Origin of the sequence: Nostoc sp. CCY 9925 (assembly GCF_963920935.1) — a bacterium.
Lineage (GTDB): Bacteria > Cyanobacteriota > Cyanobacteriia > Cyanobacteriales > Nostocaceae > Nostoc.
Map to the genome: position 1 here is coordinate 50,555 of NZ_CAWUDO010000020.1, position 17,104 is coordinate 67,658.

At 42.4% G+C, this 17,104-nt stretch carries 14 protein-coding genes and 1 pseudogene; 9 read left to right on the forward strand and 6 right to left on the reverse strand.

Features of this window, described 5'->3' with window-relative positions; all coding sequences use genetic code 11:
- Nucleotides 1–311 precede the first annotated feature (311 nt).
- The 5 genes from grpE (at nt 312) to rsgA (ending at nt 6,460) form a co-directional block, all read left to right on the forward strand.
- The gene (gene grpE, locus ACM0OY_RS13220; protein WP_414569301.1) at nt 312–1,061 is read left to right on the forward strand and encodes a nucleotide exchange factor GrpE; all 750 of its coding nucleotides are present in this window, start codon (nt 312–314) and stop codon (nt 1,059–1,061) included.
- Between the two features lie 326 nt (nt 1,062–1,387).
- Nucleotides 1,388–3,346: a molecular chaperone DnaK gene (dnaK, locus tag ACM0OY_RS13225; RefSeq protein ID WP_414569302.1), complete on the forward strand. Its 1,959-nt coding sequence runs from the start codon at nt 1,388–1,390 to the stop codon at nt 3,344–3,346.
- A 599-nt stretch (nt 3,347–3,945) separates the two neighbouring features.
- The gene (gene dnaJ, locus ACM0OY_RS13230; RefSeq protein ID WP_414569303.1) at nt 3,946–5,079 is read left to right on the forward strand and encodes a molecular chaperone DnaJ; all 1,134 of its coding nucleotides are present in this window, start codon (nt 3,946–3,948) and stop codon (nt 5,077–5,079) included.
- Nucleotides 5,079–5,336: a sulfurtransferase TusA family protein gene (locus ACM0OY_RS13235; RefSeq protein ID WP_099068110.1), complete on the forward strand. Its 258-nt coding sequence runs from the start codon at nt 5,079–5,081 to the stop codon at nt 5,334–5,336. The genes dnaJ and ACM0OY_RS13235 overlap by 1 nt, the downstream gene beginning before the upstream one ends.
- On the forward strand, nt 5,333–6,460 hold the full coding sequence (gene rsgA, locus ACM0OY_RS13240; protein WP_414569304.1) for a small ribosomal subunit biogenesis GTPase RsgA: 1,128 nt from the start codon (nt 5,333–5,335) through the stop codon (nt 6,458–6,460). The genes ACM0OY_RS13235 and rsgA overlap by 4 nt, the downstream gene beginning before the upstream one ends.
- A 371-nt stretch (nt 6,461–6,831) precedes the next feature.
- Here rsgA and ACM0OY_RS13245 read toward each other — a convergent pair whose 3' ends face one another.
- Complete coding sequence (locus ACM0OY_RS13245) at nt 6,832–7,401, reverse strand: PEP-CTERM sorting domain-containing protein (RefSeq protein ID WP_414569305.1); 570 nt, start codon at nt 7,399–7,401, stop codon at nt 6,832–6,834.
- Nucleotides 7,402–8,467: 1,066 nt separating this feature from the next.
- Between ACM0OY_RS13245 and ACM0OY_RS13250 the strand changes: the two genes are divergently transcribed.
- Nucleotides 8,468–10,057 carry a glycoside hydrolase family 57 protein gene (locus ACM0OY_RS13250; RefSeq protein ID WP_414569306.1) on the forward strand — a complete coding sequence of 530 codons (1,590 nt, stop codon included), beginning with the start codon at nt 8,468–8,470 and terminating at the stop codon, nt 10,055–10,057.
- 78 nt (nt 10,058–10,135) lie between these two features.
- Here ACM0OY_RS13250 and ACM0OY_RS13255 read toward each other — a convergent pair.
- From ACM0OY_RS13255 to petC, 3 genes and pseudogenes are all read right to left on the reverse strand, one after another.
- Nucleotides 10,136–10,379 (reverse strand): annotated as a pseudogene (locus tag ACM0OY_RS13255) (type II toxin-antitoxin system YhaV family toxin); the annotation flags it as partial.
- A gap of 637 nt (nt 10,380–11,016) precedes the next feature.
- Nucleotides 11,017–12,018 (reverse strand): cytochrome f, encoded by a 1,002-nt coding sequence (gene petA / locus ACM0OY_RS13260; RefSeq protein ID WP_414569350.1) that lies wholly within the window; start codon nt 12,016–12,018, stop codon nt 11,017–11,019.
- 112 nt (nt 12,019–12,130) lie between these two features.
- On the reverse strand, nt 12,131–12,670 hold the full coding sequence (petC, locus tag ACM0OY_RS13265) for a cytochrome b6-f complex iron-sulfur subunit (RefSeq protein WP_414569307.1): 540 nt from the start codon (nt 12,668–12,670) through the stop codon (nt 12,131–12,133).
- A 229-nt stretch (nt 12,671–12,899) separates the two neighbouring features.
- On the opposite strand from petC, the gene ACM0OY_RS13270 reads away from it, so the two are divergent.
- On the forward strand, nt 12,900–13,208 hold the full coding sequence (locus tag ACM0OY_RS13270) for a DUF3067 family protein (RefSeq protein ID WP_414569308.1): 309 nt from the start codon (nt 12,900–12,902) through the stop codon (nt 13,206–13,208).
- Between the two features lie 74 nt (nt 13,209–13,282).
- Here ACM0OY_RS13270 and ACM0OY_RS13275 read toward each other — a convergent pair whose 3' ends face one another.
- A complete protein-coding gene (locus ACM0OY_RS13275; RefSeq protein ID WP_414569309.1) occupies nt 13,283–13,618 on the reverse strand; it encodes a tRNA-binding protein in 336 nt (111 codons plus the stop codon).
- A gap of 217 nt (nt 13,619–13,835) precedes the next feature.
- On the reverse strand, nt 13,836–14,630 hold the full coding sequence (gene tatC / locus ACM0OY_RS13280; protein ID WP_414569310.1) for a twin-arginine translocase subunit TatC: 795 nt from the start codon (nt 14,628–14,630) through the stop codon (nt 13,836–13,838).
- A 447-nt stretch (nt 14,631–15,077) separates the two neighbouring features.
- On the opposite strand from tatC, the gene ACM0OY_RS13285 reads away from it, so the two are divergent.
- Both ACM0OY_RS13285 and ACM0OY_RS13290 read left to right on the forward strand, forming a co-directional pair.
- Complete coding sequence (locus ACM0OY_RS13285) at nt 15,078–15,305, forward strand: hypothetical protein (RefSeq protein WP_414569311.1); 228 nt, start codon at nt 15,078–15,080, stop codon at nt 15,303–15,305.
- A gap of 178 nt (nt 15,306–15,483) precedes the next feature.
- Nucleotides 15,484–16,344 (forward strand): SDR family NAD(P)-dependent oxidoreductase, encoded by an 861-nt coding sequence (locus ACM0OY_RS13290; RefSeq protein ID WP_414569312.1) that lies wholly within the window; start codon nt 15,484–15,486, stop codon nt 16,342–16,344.
- Nucleotides 16,345–17,104 lie beyond the last annotated feature (760 nt).

The following is a 17,104-nucleotide window of genomic DNA, read 5'->3' on the forward strand; positions in this document are numbered from 1 at the left end:
GAATATTGAATAAATCGTTAAATTTTAAGTAGTAACTCATTAAAAACCCTATCGATGAATAAGATGAGGGGCAAATCAGATTCAGCGCCACTCTTGCAAAATACTTACTCCTAGAGTTACGCTACTCGTTCGGGTTACCGCACTAGGAGTGTCTTAACTAGCGCGTTCATCATTTGTCACAATAAGATGACGGTGACATCACTCCAGGAACTTGTCGGCAATCAAATCAGCCTCAGTTGCAAGTCGTGAATGACGACGGTTGCAAGCTATGGGGATGTACTGCCATAAAAAGCATCTGGAATCAGTAGACAATGATGGATGAAAATAAACAGATAAACAATACAAGCCAGCAATTGGGTGAACCAACAGAGGTAAAGCAAGCAATGAAAAGCGATTCCCCAGCCCAAATCAATTCCAATGAATCTGGCAGCGAAGTTACTGAGCAAGTGGCAGCCCAAACCAATGTAACGGCGGATACGGCTACTCTTAATCAAGAAAATGGCGTCGCTGCAAGCGATAAAGCTGAACTGGAAACAGCAGCTTTGGCAGAACTGACTCAACAAATCGAGTCTCTCAAAGCCCAACTAGAAGAACGTAGTACTCAATATATGCGGATTGCCGCTGATTTTGAGAATTACCGTAAACGCACTAGCAAAGAAAAAGAAGAGCTAGAGGTGCAGATGAGGCGCAACACAATTATGGAATTGCTGCCAGTGGTCGATAATTTTGAGCGGGCGCGATCGCACCTCAAACCGCAATCTGATGGCGAAATGACCATCCATAAAAGTTACCAAGGTGTTTATAAACAATTAGTAGATACCCTTAAACGCTTAGGTGTCTCACCAATGCGTCCGGAAGGTCAAGAATTCGATCCCAACTTGCACGAAGCAGTAATGCGGGAACCTACGGATGAACATCCTGAAGGAACAGTGTTAGAAGAGTTAGTGCGCGGATATTACTTGGGCGAGCGCGTGCTGCGCCATGCAATGGTCAAAGTAGCTGCTCCCAAGGAAGATACACCTGCCGCACCAGACGATCAGTCGAGTCCAGCCAACAGTTAAGCTGTAATCGCTCGCCTCGCTGACCAAAAGTGCCTGGGTTCTAGCAGAGGCGAGCATCATTACTGAGTATTGGGAAGATGAGGGGGATGAAGAAGACGCAAAGAGTGGGAGACGCGGGGAAAGAAGATGTCGAGAGTGGGAGACGCGGTAGCTCTTAATGAACTCTCCGTCTCTTTACGTCCCCGCGTCCCCGCGTCCCCGCGTCTTTTCCCCTTACCCCTATTTCTAGATGCTGAAGTTTTGAGCTAACCTTGGTTCGGAGCAAAAAAAATTAATCCGCGACATCATAATTACAGCATAAAAGCTCAGTAAAAATACTGGTAAATATGGGAAAAGTTATTGGGATCGACTTAGGCACTACTAACAGTTGCGTCGCAGTTTTGGAGGGCGGTCAACCACTTGTGATCTCCAATTCTGAAGGTGGACGAACTACTCCAAGTATTGTGGGATTTGGCAAGAGTGGCGATCGCTTGGTCGGTCAACTGGCAAAGCGCCAAGCAGTAACCAATGCCGAAAATACAATTTACAGTATTAAAAGATTCATCGGTCGGCGTTGGGAAGATACTGAAGTAGAACGCGATCGCGTACCCTACAACTGTGTCAAAGGTCGAGATGATACTGTTGATGTGCAAATTCGCTCAAAAAACTACACACCACAAGAACTATCCGCCATGATCCTGCAAAAGCTCAAGCAGGATGCAGAAAATTTTTTGGGTGAAACCGTCACTCAGGCAGTGATCACCGTACCAGCATATTTTACAGATGCTCAAAGACAGGCAACTAAAGATGCTGGTACCATTGCTGGACTAGAAGTCCTGCGAATCATCAATGAACCAACCGCTGCCGCTTTAGCTTTCGGATTAGATAAACAAGAGCAAGAGCAGTTAATTTTAGTCTTCGACTTGGGAGGAGGTACCTTCGACGTGTCGATTCTGCAACTTGGGGATGGTGTTTTTGAAGTTAAGGCAACTTGTGGTAATAACCACTTGGGTGGAGATGACTTTGATAATGCGATCGTGCGTTGGATGATAGAACGCTTCCAGCAACAAGAAAAAATCGACCTTTCCCAAGATAAGATGGCACTCCAACGCCTAAGGGAAGCAGCAGAAAAGGCAAAAATTGAACTCTCCAGCATGGTCAACACCTCCATCAATTTGCCATTTATCACTGCTGATGAAACCGGTCCTAAGCATCTGGAGATGGAACTCAGCCGCTCTAAATTTGAAGAACTTTCAGGGCAATTAATCGAAGCTACCATCGAACCGATGATCCAAGCCCTCAAAGACGCCGATCTCAAACCACAAAACATAGATCGGATTATTTTGGTAGGTGGTTCTACCCGCATTCCCGCAGTCCAAAATGCGCTGATCAAGTTTTTCAATGGCAAAGCTCCAGATCGCTCTATCAATCCTGACGAAGCTGTAGCACTAGGAGCTGCTATCCAAGCAGGGGTATTGGGTGGCGAAGTCGATAATCTCTTACTATTGGATGTCACTCCCTTGTCTTTAGGGATTGAAACCTTGGGTGAAGTGTTCACGAAAATCATTGAACGCAACACCACAATTCCTACTAGTAAGTCACAAATATTTTCCACAGCAGTTGATGGACAAACCTCGGTGGAAATTCACGTCCTCCAAGGTGAACGGGCAATGGCACGAGATAACAAAAGTCTTGGTAAGTTTCTCCTAGCAGGAATTCCACCATCACCTCGTGGTGTACCGCAAATTGAAGTATCTTTTGAAATTGATGTCAACGGCATCCTCAAGGTTGGAGCGCAAGACAAAGGGACAGGTAGAGAACAGAGTATCAGGATTACTAATACAGGTGGTTTAAGTACCAACGAAGTCGAACGGATGCGCCAAGAGGCCGAATTGTTTGCCGAAGAAGACAGAAGACGTAAAGAACTGGTTGAACTAAGAAACCAAGCAGATAATCTGTTGTTCAGTTACGAATCCACCATCAAGGATAATGGCAACTTTATCGGCGATCAGATGAAAACTTTGGCTAGTGAAAAAGTTGCACAACTCCAAGCTGCAATGATTGACTCCAGCATCTCCACAGCAGAATTTAAGCAGCGCTTAGACGACTTTCAACAAACCCTGTTTGCTATTGGAGCCGATGTCTACAACCGAGCTAACAGCCAAAGCGACGAAATTGACGAACCTTCAACTGGTGTGTTTACCCCAGAAATAGACTCAGCGATGAATGGTACACTCATACCCCAATTCAACTTTGATTTTGACGAAGAAAGTACTGCACAAGCTGATTATGAAGCGATAGATTAGGGATTAGGGATTGGGTACTGGGGATTGGTGATTGGATATCTAGTCCCCAGTACCCAAATTTTGAGATTTTTATTAAAACACTTTAATATATCTAAATATATTGATGCTAAATTTAGCGAAGTTTCACAAGACCTCAGCAGTTTGCTAGATTGTAGAAGCAAATTACTGTGGGCTAAACGGTGTGCTAGTTGAGATGCGATCCAAAGCATATGTATGGGTGGTTTTCCACACCTGATGGTGCGGCTAGCCCCTCTGGTTGATGGGCGGGGTTTTCCTCTCCTACGTAGCACAATTGTAAAAGAGACAGCAAACTCGGCAGTGAGAAGTTTGAGCAGAGGTTTTCTCTGTTTGTAACTGCTTCTGTAAATTTTGTCGTCTCCCACGACGAAAGCTATTGCTCAAGATTTGTCGGTGATTTTTGTAAAAGGTAAAGGGTAAAATCAATTATTAACAAAAATTAATTTTCTCTTTTGCCTGTCCTCCGGCAAGCCGCCCTTCCAAAGACGCTTTGTAGGCAAAACGCCTCTTTGTAGGGTAGCAAGTAACCGTAACGTTCTACTGCCTCCTGCTTTGTTCCTTCTAACTTTTACCTTTGCTATATGGCCCGCGACTACTATGAAATCCTGGGTGTCTCTCGTGACGCCGACAAAGAAGAAATCAAACAAGCCTATCGCCGTTTAGCCCGGAAGTATCACCCAGACGTGAACAAAGAACCGGGAGCGGAAGAACGCTTTAAAGAAATTAACCGTGCTTATGAGGTACTCTCAGAACCAGAAATCCGCGCTCGTTACGATCGCTTTGGTCCAGAGGGCGTGTCAAGTGGAGCTGGTGCAGGCTTCCAAGATATTGGCGATATGGGTGGCTTTGCCGATATCTTTGAAAGTATTTTTAGTGGCTTTGCTGGAGGTATGGGTGGCCCAGCGCAACAGCAAAGACGCCGCAGTGGTCCCGCGCGAGGTGATGACCTGCGGCTAGACCTGAAGTTAGACTTTCGGGAAGCAGTATTTGGCGGTGAAAAAGAAATCCGAATTTCGCATTTGGAAAATTGTGAAGTTTGTAGCGGTTCTGGTGCGAAACCAGGAACACGTCCGCGTACATGTTCAACTTGTAGCGGATCGGGTCAAGTCCGTCGTGTTACTAGAACACCCTTTGGCAGTTTCACCCAAGTCTCGACTTGTCCCACTTGTAATGGAACAGGGATGGTAATTGAAGATAAGTGTGATGCGTGTGATGGTAAAGGCGCAAATCAGGTAACAAAGAAACTCAAAATTACCATTCCAGCTGGGGTGGATAATGGCACACGCTTGCGGATTTCTAATGAAGGAGATGCTGGTCAACGCAGTGGTCCTCCAGGGGATTTGTACGTTTACTTGTTCGTGAATGAGGACGAGGAATTCCAACGGGATGGCATCAATATTCTCTCGGAAATCAAAGTTAGCTACCTGCAAGCAATTTTGGGCTGTCGGTTAGAGGTAGATACAGTAGACGGGCCAGTGGAACTAATTATTCCTGCGGGAACTCAGCCGAATACGGTCATGAAGTTGGAAAATCGCGGCGTACCTAGATTAGGAAATCCCGTCAGTCGTGGCGATCATATGCTGACGATATTAATTGATATTCCCAACAAGGTAACCCCAGAGGAGAGGGAACTTTTGGAGAAGCTGGCTAAAATTAAAGGAGATCGCACTGGCAAAGGCGGTTTAGAAGGATTCTTGGGAAATCTGTTTAAGTAATGAAGTCCTCTTCTATTTCAACTCCTGATGCTCAACTTGATTTACGCGGCACCCCTTGCCCAATTAATTTCGTGCGGACAAAACTACGTTTAGAGAAAATGCCACTAGGCGGTTTGCTAGAAGTCTGGCTAGACCCAGGAGAACCAATTGAGCAGGTTCCCGATAGTCTGACTATGGCAGGTTATCAGGTGGAAAAAATTACAGATTGTAGTAGTTATTTTTCCCTGTTAGTGCGTCGTCCAGTTAATAACCAATGATGGCGGAAAGTTTTGCCGCAACTGGACAGTTATTGGGTACTGTGCTGGCCGTGCAGGCTAATTTTTACCGGGTACAGCTAGATCAAGAGCATGGGGAGCATAGGAGCAGGGGAGCAGAGGAGAAAATAGATTTAAATGCCCCTCTGCCCCTCTGCCCCTCTGCCCCCCTCCTCCTCTGTACTCGTAGAACACGGCTGAAAAAAATCGGACAACAGGTGATGGTAGGCGATCGCGTTGTTGTAGAGGAGCCAGATTGGGCTGGAGGACGGGGAGCGATCGCTGAAGTTTTACCTCGCCAAAGTGAATTAGATCGTCCAGCGATCGCCAATGTCAACCAAATTTTATTAGTATTTGCTGTCGCCGATCCGCCTTTGGAACCTTATCAATTAAGTCGGTTTTTGATTAAGGCTGAGTCTACTGGTTTGGATGTGCTTTTATGCTTGAATAAAAGTGATTTAATTTCACAACAGGAACAACAGCAAATTAGCGATCGCCTACTCGGTTGGGGTTATCAAACGTTATTTATTAGTCTTACAAATGGCATTAATATTGACCAAGCAGCTAATTATCTCAGCAATAAAATTACTGTAATTGCTGGGCCTTCTGGCGTAGGCAAATCTAGCTTGATTAATGGGCTGATTCCCAATGCTAACCTGCGAGTAGGGGAGGTTTCTGGTAAATTAGCTCGTGGTCGTCATACCACACGTCATGTAGAATTATTTGAATTGCCTAGCGGTGGTTTGTTAGCAGATACTCCGGGTTTTAATCAGCCTGATATGGATTGTAATCCAGAGGAATTAGTACATTATTTTCCAGAAGCAAGAGAACGGTTAGCAGTTGCTAAGTGTCGATTTAGTGATTGTCTGCACCGAGATGAACCTGAGTGTGCAGTACGCGGAGACTGGGAACGATACGAACATTATTTAGAATTTTTGGACGCAGCGATCGCTCGTAAAACACAACTTCACCAACAAGCCGATCCTGAATCCAATCTCAAGTTAAAAAGTAAAAGCAAAGGGCAGAGTCAATACGAACCCAAACTGGAAACTAAAAAGTATCGCCGTGTTTCCCGAAAGACTCAGTTACAGGACTTGCAACAGCTGTATCAAGAAAGCGAAGAATAGAAAAAGAAGCCGTCAAAATAATTCGTAATTCGTAATTCAAGCCCCTACCTTTAGGTATGAGCTTGAATAATAAATAAGTTTTTATTATGGGTAATCATCCGGACATCATATAGGACTAGTATTTGATTTATGAAAAAATCTAAGTATATGTAGGGTGTGTTACGGCTTCCGTAACGCACCAGAATATTCGGATGGTGCGTTAGCCTACGGCATAACACACCCTACTGAAATATTTTCAGAAATCAAATATGATTCCTATATTAGAGGTTGTTTGGAAAGTGGCAAACTCTACTAAAAACCCCCTTTTCCTACAAGGGAATGGGGGCTGGGGGGTTAGGTTTCTAAGATTTTGATGTTAGCAATAATACTTTTTAAACATCCTCTAAAGCTTGTTTTTTATTCTTAGCAACCAACGCTCCCAAGGATAAACCTAATAAACCTAACATGCTACCTGGTTCAGGAACAGGGGTAACATCTGCCTGTGCTATCCCCTGATAAGTTCCCAAACCAGCTGCTGAAAAATAAAGCGATCCGAAACCGGGTTGGAAACTTAAAGGACCAGCATTTACAAAATCGATAGACCCTCCGAAGGGGCCGCCACCTGAACCACCGAAGTTGATCAAACGATCGCTACCATTAGTTTGGATTCTTGCAAGAATATTAGCCAGTGGCGTTGCAAGAGCCGTGTTGGTAAAGCTATTTCCATTAACATTAAAGGAAAAGTTAAAGTTTGGTAAAGACGTAAGTGCGAATGTTCCATCTCCAGGGTCTCCGTCAAAGCTAAACGTTCCTGTTCCTACGAAGGGAGAAGTTACAGTGGCATTAGGCGTATTATCAAATTTAAAATCAAAGGTTAGTGCTTGTGATTTGAGAGGTGAAACGGCGATCGCAGTTACGGCTACTATGCTTGATGTTAAGACAGTAAAGATGTTTTTGCTCATTTTGGCCTGGTGTAGTCTACTATGTCAGATATACTGAAAACAATGATAACAGCATGTATATATTGAAACTGTAAATTTACTTTGTAATTTCAATGAATTCCGATGTACTTATATATAAGTAGTATACGTATTTTCCGAATCAAGAAAACAGAGCAAGTTCATACTTGAGAAGTCTAGCAATCAAGTTGCAATGTAATCCAAAACTTTTTCTGCGGTTACGATATTGTTATTTCAGGATGCGAAAAATCTTCAGTTAGCGATGAATGTCTCCACCAAAAATACTTATTTAAGGTGTATCCTTTTTATGCTTTTTCTATTCGCGCAAGAGGTCTAATTTTTATATCTAAAAGTAGCGTCTTATGCCATTTTTGCTTTAATACTAGTATAAATATTGAGCCAATATAAGTGTAATTATAAGCACAATAATATTGAATTGCAAATTGGCAATTACAGCAGTTAGAAGTTTATCGTCGAGAAACTGCCCAGTTAAAACTGATAGCAACTTTGTTAGCTGATGACGAAATTACATCAACACTTTTGCCAGGTTTTAGCGTTCGAGTTCAACGCTTTTTTGTATAATTTTGGCGTAGGCGTAGCCCGCCTTAGGCATCACTCCTGAAATTCAACCTCACCAAACAAAGTAAAAGTAAAATTTTTCTGGAGGCAGATACTAACGGCATCTGGTTAAAAAATAATTACTAAACTCCAAAGGCAAAAAGTTTACAAAAGGACTGTAAGTGAGAAACCCGATTTTTGTGCTGCAACAAGTCAACCCACAACCGGAGTAGGAATGCCCAGGAGTTCAAATATTGGTACAAAGCTTTTAAGGGACTTTCAGTTTAAAAAACATTCCATCCCTGCGGGACGCTCCGCGAACGTAGGGGCTTTACAGCTGTGCGCCCCTACAAATGTACAAATAATTTGGGATAATTTATTTTTTGGAAGTCCCTAAATTAATTGAAAACTCGTATAAACCTAACTGACGATCCCCATAAAGTCTTAAAATATTGTTAATTTCTGGCAAACCCCTCCACCTTCAACTTACAAGTATCACCCCAAAATCACTATGGCTATTGGCTATGTCGCGCTTGTCCTTCATGCACATCTGCCCTTCGTTCGTCACCCAGAAAGTGACTATGTGTTGGAGGAAGAATGGCTCTATGAAGCCATCACAGAAACTTACATCCCATTATTGAAAGTATTTGAAGGCTTAAAGCGAGACGGTATCGACTTTAAAATCACGATGAGTATGACACCACCTCTAGTGTCGATGCTTCGTGACCCTCTACTGCAAGAACGCTATGACGCCCACTTAGCACAACTAGAAGAACTTATAGAGATGGAGGCCGAGCGTAACGTCCATAATGGACATATTCGCTACTTGGCCGAACATTACGCCACTGAGTTTAACGAAGCGCGTCAAATATGGGAACGCTACAAAGGTGACTTGGTGACGGCTTTTAAGCAGTTCCAAGATAGTAATAACCTGGAAATTATCACTTGCGGCGCTACCCACGGCTACTTGCCGTTGATGAAAATGTATCCGCAAGCAGTGTGGGCGCAAATTCAGGTAGCCTGTGAACACTACGAAGAAACTTTTGGACAAGCACCCAGAGGTATCTGGTTACCTGAATGCGCTTACTACGAAGGTGTAGAGCGGATGCTGGCAGATGCTGGTTTACGTTACTTCCTCACCGACGGACATGGCATTCTTTACGCCCGTCCCCGTCCGCGCTTTGGTACTTATGCCCCGATTTTCACAGAAACTGGTGTTGCTGCCTTTGGTCGAGATCATGAATCTTCTCAACAGGTATGGTCTTCTGAAGTTGGCTATCCTGGGGCCGCAGAATATCGAGAATTTTACAAAGATTTGGGCTGGGAAGCAGAATATGAGTACATTAAGCCCTACATTATGCCCAATGGTCAACGCAAAAACACGGGCATTAAATATCACAAAATTACTGGACGTGGTTTAGGGCTGTCAGATAAGGCACTCTACGACCCTTATTGGGCACGGGAAAAGGCAGCGGAACATGCCGCTAACTTTATGTATAACCGAGAGCGGCAATCTGAACATCTTTATGGTATAATGCAGCGCCCGCCAATTATCGTTTCGCCTTATGACGCCGAGTTATTTGGGCATTGGTGGTATGAAGGCCCTTGGTTCATTGATTTTCTATTCCGCAAGTCATGGTATGACCAAGGAACCTATGCAATGACCCACTTAGCAGATTATCTGCGATCGCATCCAGTACAGCAAGTCTGTCGTCCTTCCCAGTCAAGTTGGGGTTTCAAAGGTTTCCACGAGTATTGGTTGAATGAAACAAACGCCTGGATTTATCCACACTTGCACAAAGCCGCTGAACGAATGATTGAAATATCTCACTTGGAACCAGAGGATGAGTTGGGGTGGCGAGCATTAAACCAAGCAGCGCGGGAATTGTTATTAGCACAATCTTCTGACTGGGCTTTTATTATGCGGACGGGAACGATGGTACCCTATGCAGTCAGACGGACGCGATCGCACCTGATGCGGTTTAATAAGCTCTATGAAGATGTGAAAGTTGGCAAAATTGACAGCGGTTGGCTCGAAAAAGTCGAGGTCATGGATAATATCTTCCCTAACATCAACTATCGGGTTTACCGTCCGTTGTAGTAGCGTAATTAATTAAGCAAGAGTAGGGTGGGTGTTATTTACCCACCCTAATATTTTATAGCTATATTTAATCGCTGTTTAATCTTCATTTTTGTCATCAGAATCTTCTAACTTACATTCTGCAAGCAGATTATCAATACTTTTAGTTAGGAAACTCGCCATTTTCAACTTTTTTTGTAAAAACTTGATAACAATCTTTTTTATCGCCTTCCTTCCGAGGGAAGCCTAACCAAAGAATAATAATAATTTTTTGTTTTTTGAATGCTCTAAAAAATAATCTATATCTTTCAGGTAACCCCATTTTTTTGAGACGACCATACTTTTAAAGGAAATTGCATATCAAGCTAGGAGTCTAAGAACTAATTTTTAAACTCAAGTAAAATACTTACCTTGTAAGGATTTCAAGAATTTGAGTTAATAAAACGTGAATTCGACGGATGCAAAAAACCTCTCTCCAAACCTCTCCCCCACAGGGCTATCCATTAGTCACATCTTTCTTTACAATCTTGAAACGTTTGTTTTGTAGGCATCTTAAACACTGAGGTGTGAGGCATACTTGACAAATTGGCTCTTAATATTCTCGCTAAAATTAGGTTTTTATTGAGAATTAACAACAGACCAATAAGGGTTGTAAGAAACGTGAGTGAATACTCTCGCAAATGTTGAGAAAGATCCGGGTAATGGATAGCCCACAGGGGAAGAGGCTTTGAAACCTTGATTTTTAGTTCCAAACTGGAAATATTTCTGCCCCTCTCCGCCTCGGAGAGGGGTTGGGGAGAGGTTCATCGAACTCACGTTAATAAAGCACTTCTTCACTGAAACTTAGACCTAGCAATGAGTTGAGTATGCTTAAGATTTTCTTTACGAATCAGCTCTCATAGGTAGGCTTAGAACCATAACATATAAAAAAGACAGGCAAGATGCCTGTCCGATAAAGAATGAATGATTTAGCAAAGAATTTAGAAATTCATCTCAGCAGCTTGGACTCTTTCAACCTGCTTCTTCTTCAGCACTAGCATAACTTGAGCCAGCATCACAAGAGCGATGAATGCAATTAACCCTTTGACTCTACCGGCGTCTTGCAGTACTATCTCTGCATCTTTTTGACCAAATCCACCAACGTTGGGGTTATTGGTCAAAGCATCACCAGCCTTTACTGCTTGTCCTTCAGAAACAATCAATTCGGGGCCTGCGGGAACTGTATCAACGACAACATCACCAGACTCAGGTTGGATGTTTACCTGATATTTGACATTACCGTCTTCATCTTCCTCTTTAGCAATTTTGGTGATTGTGCCAGTAGCGGAAGCATTGTAAACGTTGTTGTTGCTCTTTTCGCCGGTGGGATAAACTTGTCCGCGTCCGCGATTACCACCTACGTGAACTGAATATTTACCGAAGTGGATGTTTTTGTCGGTTGCGGGGTTAGGAGAAAGAACTGGGAAGACGATTTCTTGGTACTGTTCGCCAGGTAACGGACCGACGATAACAATATTTTCTTTGTCTTCGCCGTAGGGTTGGAAGTAAGTATCGCCGATTTCTTCTTTAAGTTCCTCAGAAATGCGGTCTTCAGGAGCAATCTTAAAGCCTTCGGGTAGCATCAGCACAGCACCGACGTTTAAGCCGACTTTAGAACCATCGGCACCAACTTGCTGGGCAGTGGTATCGTAGGGAATCTTCACCACAGCTTTGAACACAGTGTCAGGTAGTACCGATTGGGGAACTTCCACTTCTGTTGGCTTGGCTGCTAGGTGACAGTTCGCACAAACAATCCGCCCGGTTGGTTCGCGGGGGGTTTCAGGATAGGTTTGCTGTGCCCAAAACGGATAGGCAGCAGCAGATTGGGGAAGGGCGAGATCGCTGGTGAAGTAAAATGTCACAGTGGCGATCGCTATGAGCAATGTTTTTACAATTGCTCTAGCACTGCGAGTTAACCTCGCTGTTACAGAAGCATTTCTCATCTCTATAAGGACAATGATTGAATTAGTCATTGGTCATTAGTCATTAGTCATTAGTCATTGGTCATTAGTCAAAACACTAAGAACAAAGGACAGATAACTAAGGACAAAATTATTAAGTCCACCAAGGTGCATCGCCGGTGCGGAAGTCGGTTTCAGTCCAAGGACTCAAGACAATTTTGTCGTCTGTTGTGTTGGCGTGGGCTAAAGCCAAAGACAGTGGTGCTGGACCGCGAACGACCTTACCAGTTGAGTCATACTGAGAACCGTGACAAGGACACTTAAATTTGTTCTCAGCAACGTTCCAAGGGACGACACAACCTAAGTGGGTGCAGATAGCATTAATGCCATAATCTTTGATGGCGTCTTTGTTTTCTACCACAATATAGGTGGGGTCACCCTTAAGTCCTTGAACTAAGGTGCGATCGCCTGCGTTACGGTTTTCCAGAAATTTGGCGAGACTAACATCGTTGCCCAACTCGTCTTTTGCTGTGGTTCCACCACCAGCACCACCGCTAGCTGGTGGAATAAAGTACTTGACAACGGGATACAATGCACCCAGAGCTACTCCAGTGACAGTCCCAAAAGTGAGCAGATTCATGAACTGACGACGCCCCATATCTGGCACGTCTGCTGATTCCGAAAATTGAGCCATAATCTACGCGCTCTTTGTGTATTTTGTTAAGCATTTTGACAGGAGTACTTGTACTTGAGCAACTCTTGTCTAAGTCGAAATGCTAACGCTTACGACGATGCCATACTTCTCTGTTCCAAGATATATTTAGCATCTTTTCTGTTAGCATTACATTTCTTTATATCCTTATCATACTGGAGTTACGGAACTTAACATCATAACTAAATGTAAAATCTGATTGAGAAAAGCTATGACAGGACAGGAATTACGTCAACTGCTGGTTGAGAAGTGGGGATACTCTTACGATGTCCAGTTGCGGCGGGCACAGGGGAAGATATTTTTGCAAGTCATGTGGAAATATTTGGAGCAAGCTTCTTTTCCCTTAACTGAGGCAGAGTACCAAGAGCATCTTGATAGCATCGCCAGTTATCTCCATGCTTTGGGTGGAACAGCACAAGTGCAAACATTTATCACCCAAACACGCGATCGCCCCCGACTCGGTAAAGCTGTGAGTATTCCTTTAGATTTGGGCGAACGAGCTTCAGAATGGATCTTATGAGCTGTTATTACTTGAACATTAATTTTTCAGTTATTACATTTTTTGTATATAAAAAAGTTTATGACCTAAACGTGCTATAAAACTCTCTTGCCAAGGGCTACATCTCTATCTGGCTGAATTAATACAACCTCCCCATCATCTAGAACTACTCCCAAGACTAAAACTTCCGAAATAAAATCGGCAATTTGACGGGGTGGAAAGTTAGTAACAGCTAATATTAATCTGTTGATTAATTCCCTTGAATCATAAAGTTTAGTAATTTGGGCGCTAGATTTTTTGATACCTAAATTACCAAAATCTATCCATAATTTATAAGCTGGTTTTTTAGCTTTAGGAAATTCTTCAACTTGGATAATTTTGCCAACATGAATTTCGACTTTTTCAAAATCATGGAAGCTAATTTGTGTCATTTAATTTTGGATTTTAGATTTTAGATTGACCCTCTAGCTAAAAGCAAGGGCTTGAATGAATAAATTGCGATTTTAGATTTTTATTACGAGTATAAATTTACTTACTCTCAGAAATTTTTAAATTTTGAATTTTCAATCCAAAATCCAAAATTTAAAATCTAAAATTCCGTGGTTTTGCATTTTATTTTTTTAATTTTTTATTAAGCGTGGCGTATCGTTATTTTCCTGTGAGCTTCACTAAACCAATCCCACCAAAATAAAGCCCTAGCACTGCGCCAGCTAAAAGACTTTGGGTCAGGGGGTCAGTAGAAGGTGTGAGGATAGCTCCTAAAATCACCGCTCCCATAATCACGTAACGCCAACCAGAAACCATCTTCTCAGAGGAGACAATATTCAAGTTACCGAGCAACAGTTGAATGATCGGAATTTGAAATGCTAAGCCAGTGCTGAATAAAAGTAGCAGTACAAATTCAAAATATTTGTCAATTGACCAAAGTTGTTCAACTACATCTGCTCCGTAGCTGATGAAAAATTTCAAAGCTGCGGGAATGAGAAGCAAATAAGCAAATACTAAACCCGCTGCAAATAAAACACTCGACCCTAAAACCACAGGCCCTAGTAAGCGGCGTTCGCGGCGAGTCAGTCCGGGAAGCACAAACTGGATAATTTGGTAAAGAATGAAAGGACTAGCAAGTACCAAGCCAGTGTAAGCTGCGACTTTGAGAGAGACAAAGAAATATTCTCCAGGTGCAAGTTGAAGAAATTTGACTCCTTGTGCTGGAACCTCAAGTAGTTGGACAATCGGCTTAACGGCAAAGAAACAGCCGATAATACCTATTGCTACAGCAATGAGTGAATAAAAAATTCGCTGTCGCAACTCTTCTAGGTGGTCGAAAAGCGACATTTCGACTTCATCTGGCAACTCATCTAAAGGATCTGTTTGGGAGTTGCCATCTGCTTCTGTATCTATATCAGGAGCGGTTACAGTATCTACGTCTTGTGAAGGCGTCATGAGTCAGTTAGTAGGCAACATTTATAATATGGGTATGGGGGAGCCACTGCGTTGGGCGGCTCTGCCGACTTGAAGCAAGTGGCGTCATTGGGCATGGGGCATTGGGTATTAGTTTTTCTTTGTGTCCACGCGTCTGCCTCATCTGTTTAGTCAGCATTGTTAACTATTTTATCTGGCGATCGCAGCCACTAAGATATGTTTTTGAGTGCTGCGAGTTTTTTGTCCTGTTTTTTAGGGTTGCATGTGCATAAGTTAGTAGGAAGCCATTTTGTAGGCAATGCCTAACCTAAAAAAGGGTGGAACGGATAATTTGTAAATCACGTCTCTGCGGCTATTAGAACTGAGTAGCTTAACATAACATCAATATACAATGCTCAGTTTTTCAACTCCGGTTCATCAAGGTGGCATCTAAGTTTAGCGTAATCGGAAATTTTTAGCTGAGGTTGTATGAACCGGACAATTTGCATTGGTCTGATGGCATTGCCTGTTTATTTATCCAATCCTGAGCTAGGCAATGTTTATAGTAATGTGTCAATTGTCAAAAATCAGCTTTCTACCGTAGCTGCTCTCATGGTTTACAGCACAAAAGCTCCCTCAGATATATTCCCGTGGGATATATCGGCTAGAGATGACCAAACCGAAGATTGTCTTCGCTCTGGTATCTGCAAGGATTGATACTAAGCTGTTACGTATTTAAGTTGCACATTAAGTCGTGAGGTTATCATTTGTCATTTGTTTTTTACTAATGATTAATGATGGTCTTAAAGAAAAAATGCAACTTTTAAGCACTTTAGCTGAATTTTATTAGGACACACAGAGAAATATTACAGCAGTTTCATAATCAAAAAAACTAATGGTTGCAGGAAATTATCAAGGTACAGTTCTGATTACAGGAGCGTCAACAGGAATTGGTCAGGCCTGTGCTTTACTTTTAGACCGATTGGGATTTTCTGTTTTTGCTGGTGTGCGTCAAGATATTGATGCTCAAACACTCCAAGAAAAAGCTTCACCAAGGCTAATTCCGGTTTTTTTAGATGTTACTGATGCTGAATCAATCGCCTCTGTAGTTGATAAGGTAACAAACACAGTCGGTGATGTTGGGATTTCAGGTTTAGTGAATAATGCTGGAATTGCTGTCCCAGGTCCTTTAGAATTATTACCGATCGCGGAATTTCAACACCAAATGAACGTTAATGTCACTGGACAATTAGCAGTGACACAAGCATTTCTTGGTTTATTACGCCAAGGTCGGGGTCGAATTATCAATATGGGTTCCATTGCTGGTAGAAGTCCTACACCGTTTTTGGGTGCTTACAATGCTTCAAAGTTTGCCTTGGAAGCACTCACTGATGTCATGCGTATGGAGTTAAAACCTTGGGGAATCTCAGTTTCAATTATTGAACCTGGTTCCATCGCTACACCAATTTGGAATAAATCCCTGACTCAAGCTGACATCGGGCAAGATAGCTTACCAGAATCGGCACTAAATCTTTACGGCCAGGCGATGAATGCTGTACGTCAGAAAATGCAGATCATTGCATCTAGAGGAATTTCTGCGGATATTGTCGCTCAAGCTGTTGTCCACGCGCTGACTGCAAAACAACCAAAGACACGCTATCTCGTTGGACAAGATGCCAAAATCCAAGCTGTGCTAAAACATATTTTGCCGGATAAGCTCTATGACCGAATAATTTTATATTCAATGGGATTATAGATTATACGATTTTGGATTTTAGATTTTCGATTTCAAGGCAACAGAACTCTATAACCTTACTTAATCATTTGTCAGAGATGAGATACCCGACTTTCCACCAGAAGTCGGGTATTTGTCAATAGGCTTGGGTTAAGATTAGCATTCTTTCTCAAAGTCATTTTTTTAACGTAGACGCAAAGCGGCTTCCCCCAGGGTACTACTCCAGGTGTAGAGGACACAAAGAGAAGAAAAAATGCTTAACCGAAGCTTATTAGGGTATCTGTGACTTTCTATAGGACTAGTATTTGATTTCTGAAAAAATCTAAGTATGTGTAGGGTGTGTTACGGCTTCCGTAACGCACCACCCGAAGGTTTTGGTGCGTTAGCCTACGGCATAACACACCCTACGTATATTTCAAAAATCAAATATGATTCCTATATTTTCACAAATCAAATAGGATTGCTATATATTCAAAAACACTACAAAATTGTACTTAACAGTACTTTTTTTGTATGGAATATTTTTAATATTGATAAGAGCAGCTTATTTAATATTAGAGCTTTTTGCAATTTATACTTATATAGGAATCCGGTTTGATTTCTGAAAAAAATCCGTACACTTCTAATCCCCTTCTTCACTATTGCCTATTGCCTGTTTCCTGCCTCTAAGAGTAATTTCAAAAATCAAATACTAGCCCTATAGTAGTATTCCTGCTTACTTAAAATCAAATGTCAGCATTGTGGTGTGCTATATAAAACGAAAATATGAAAAGTTAACCGG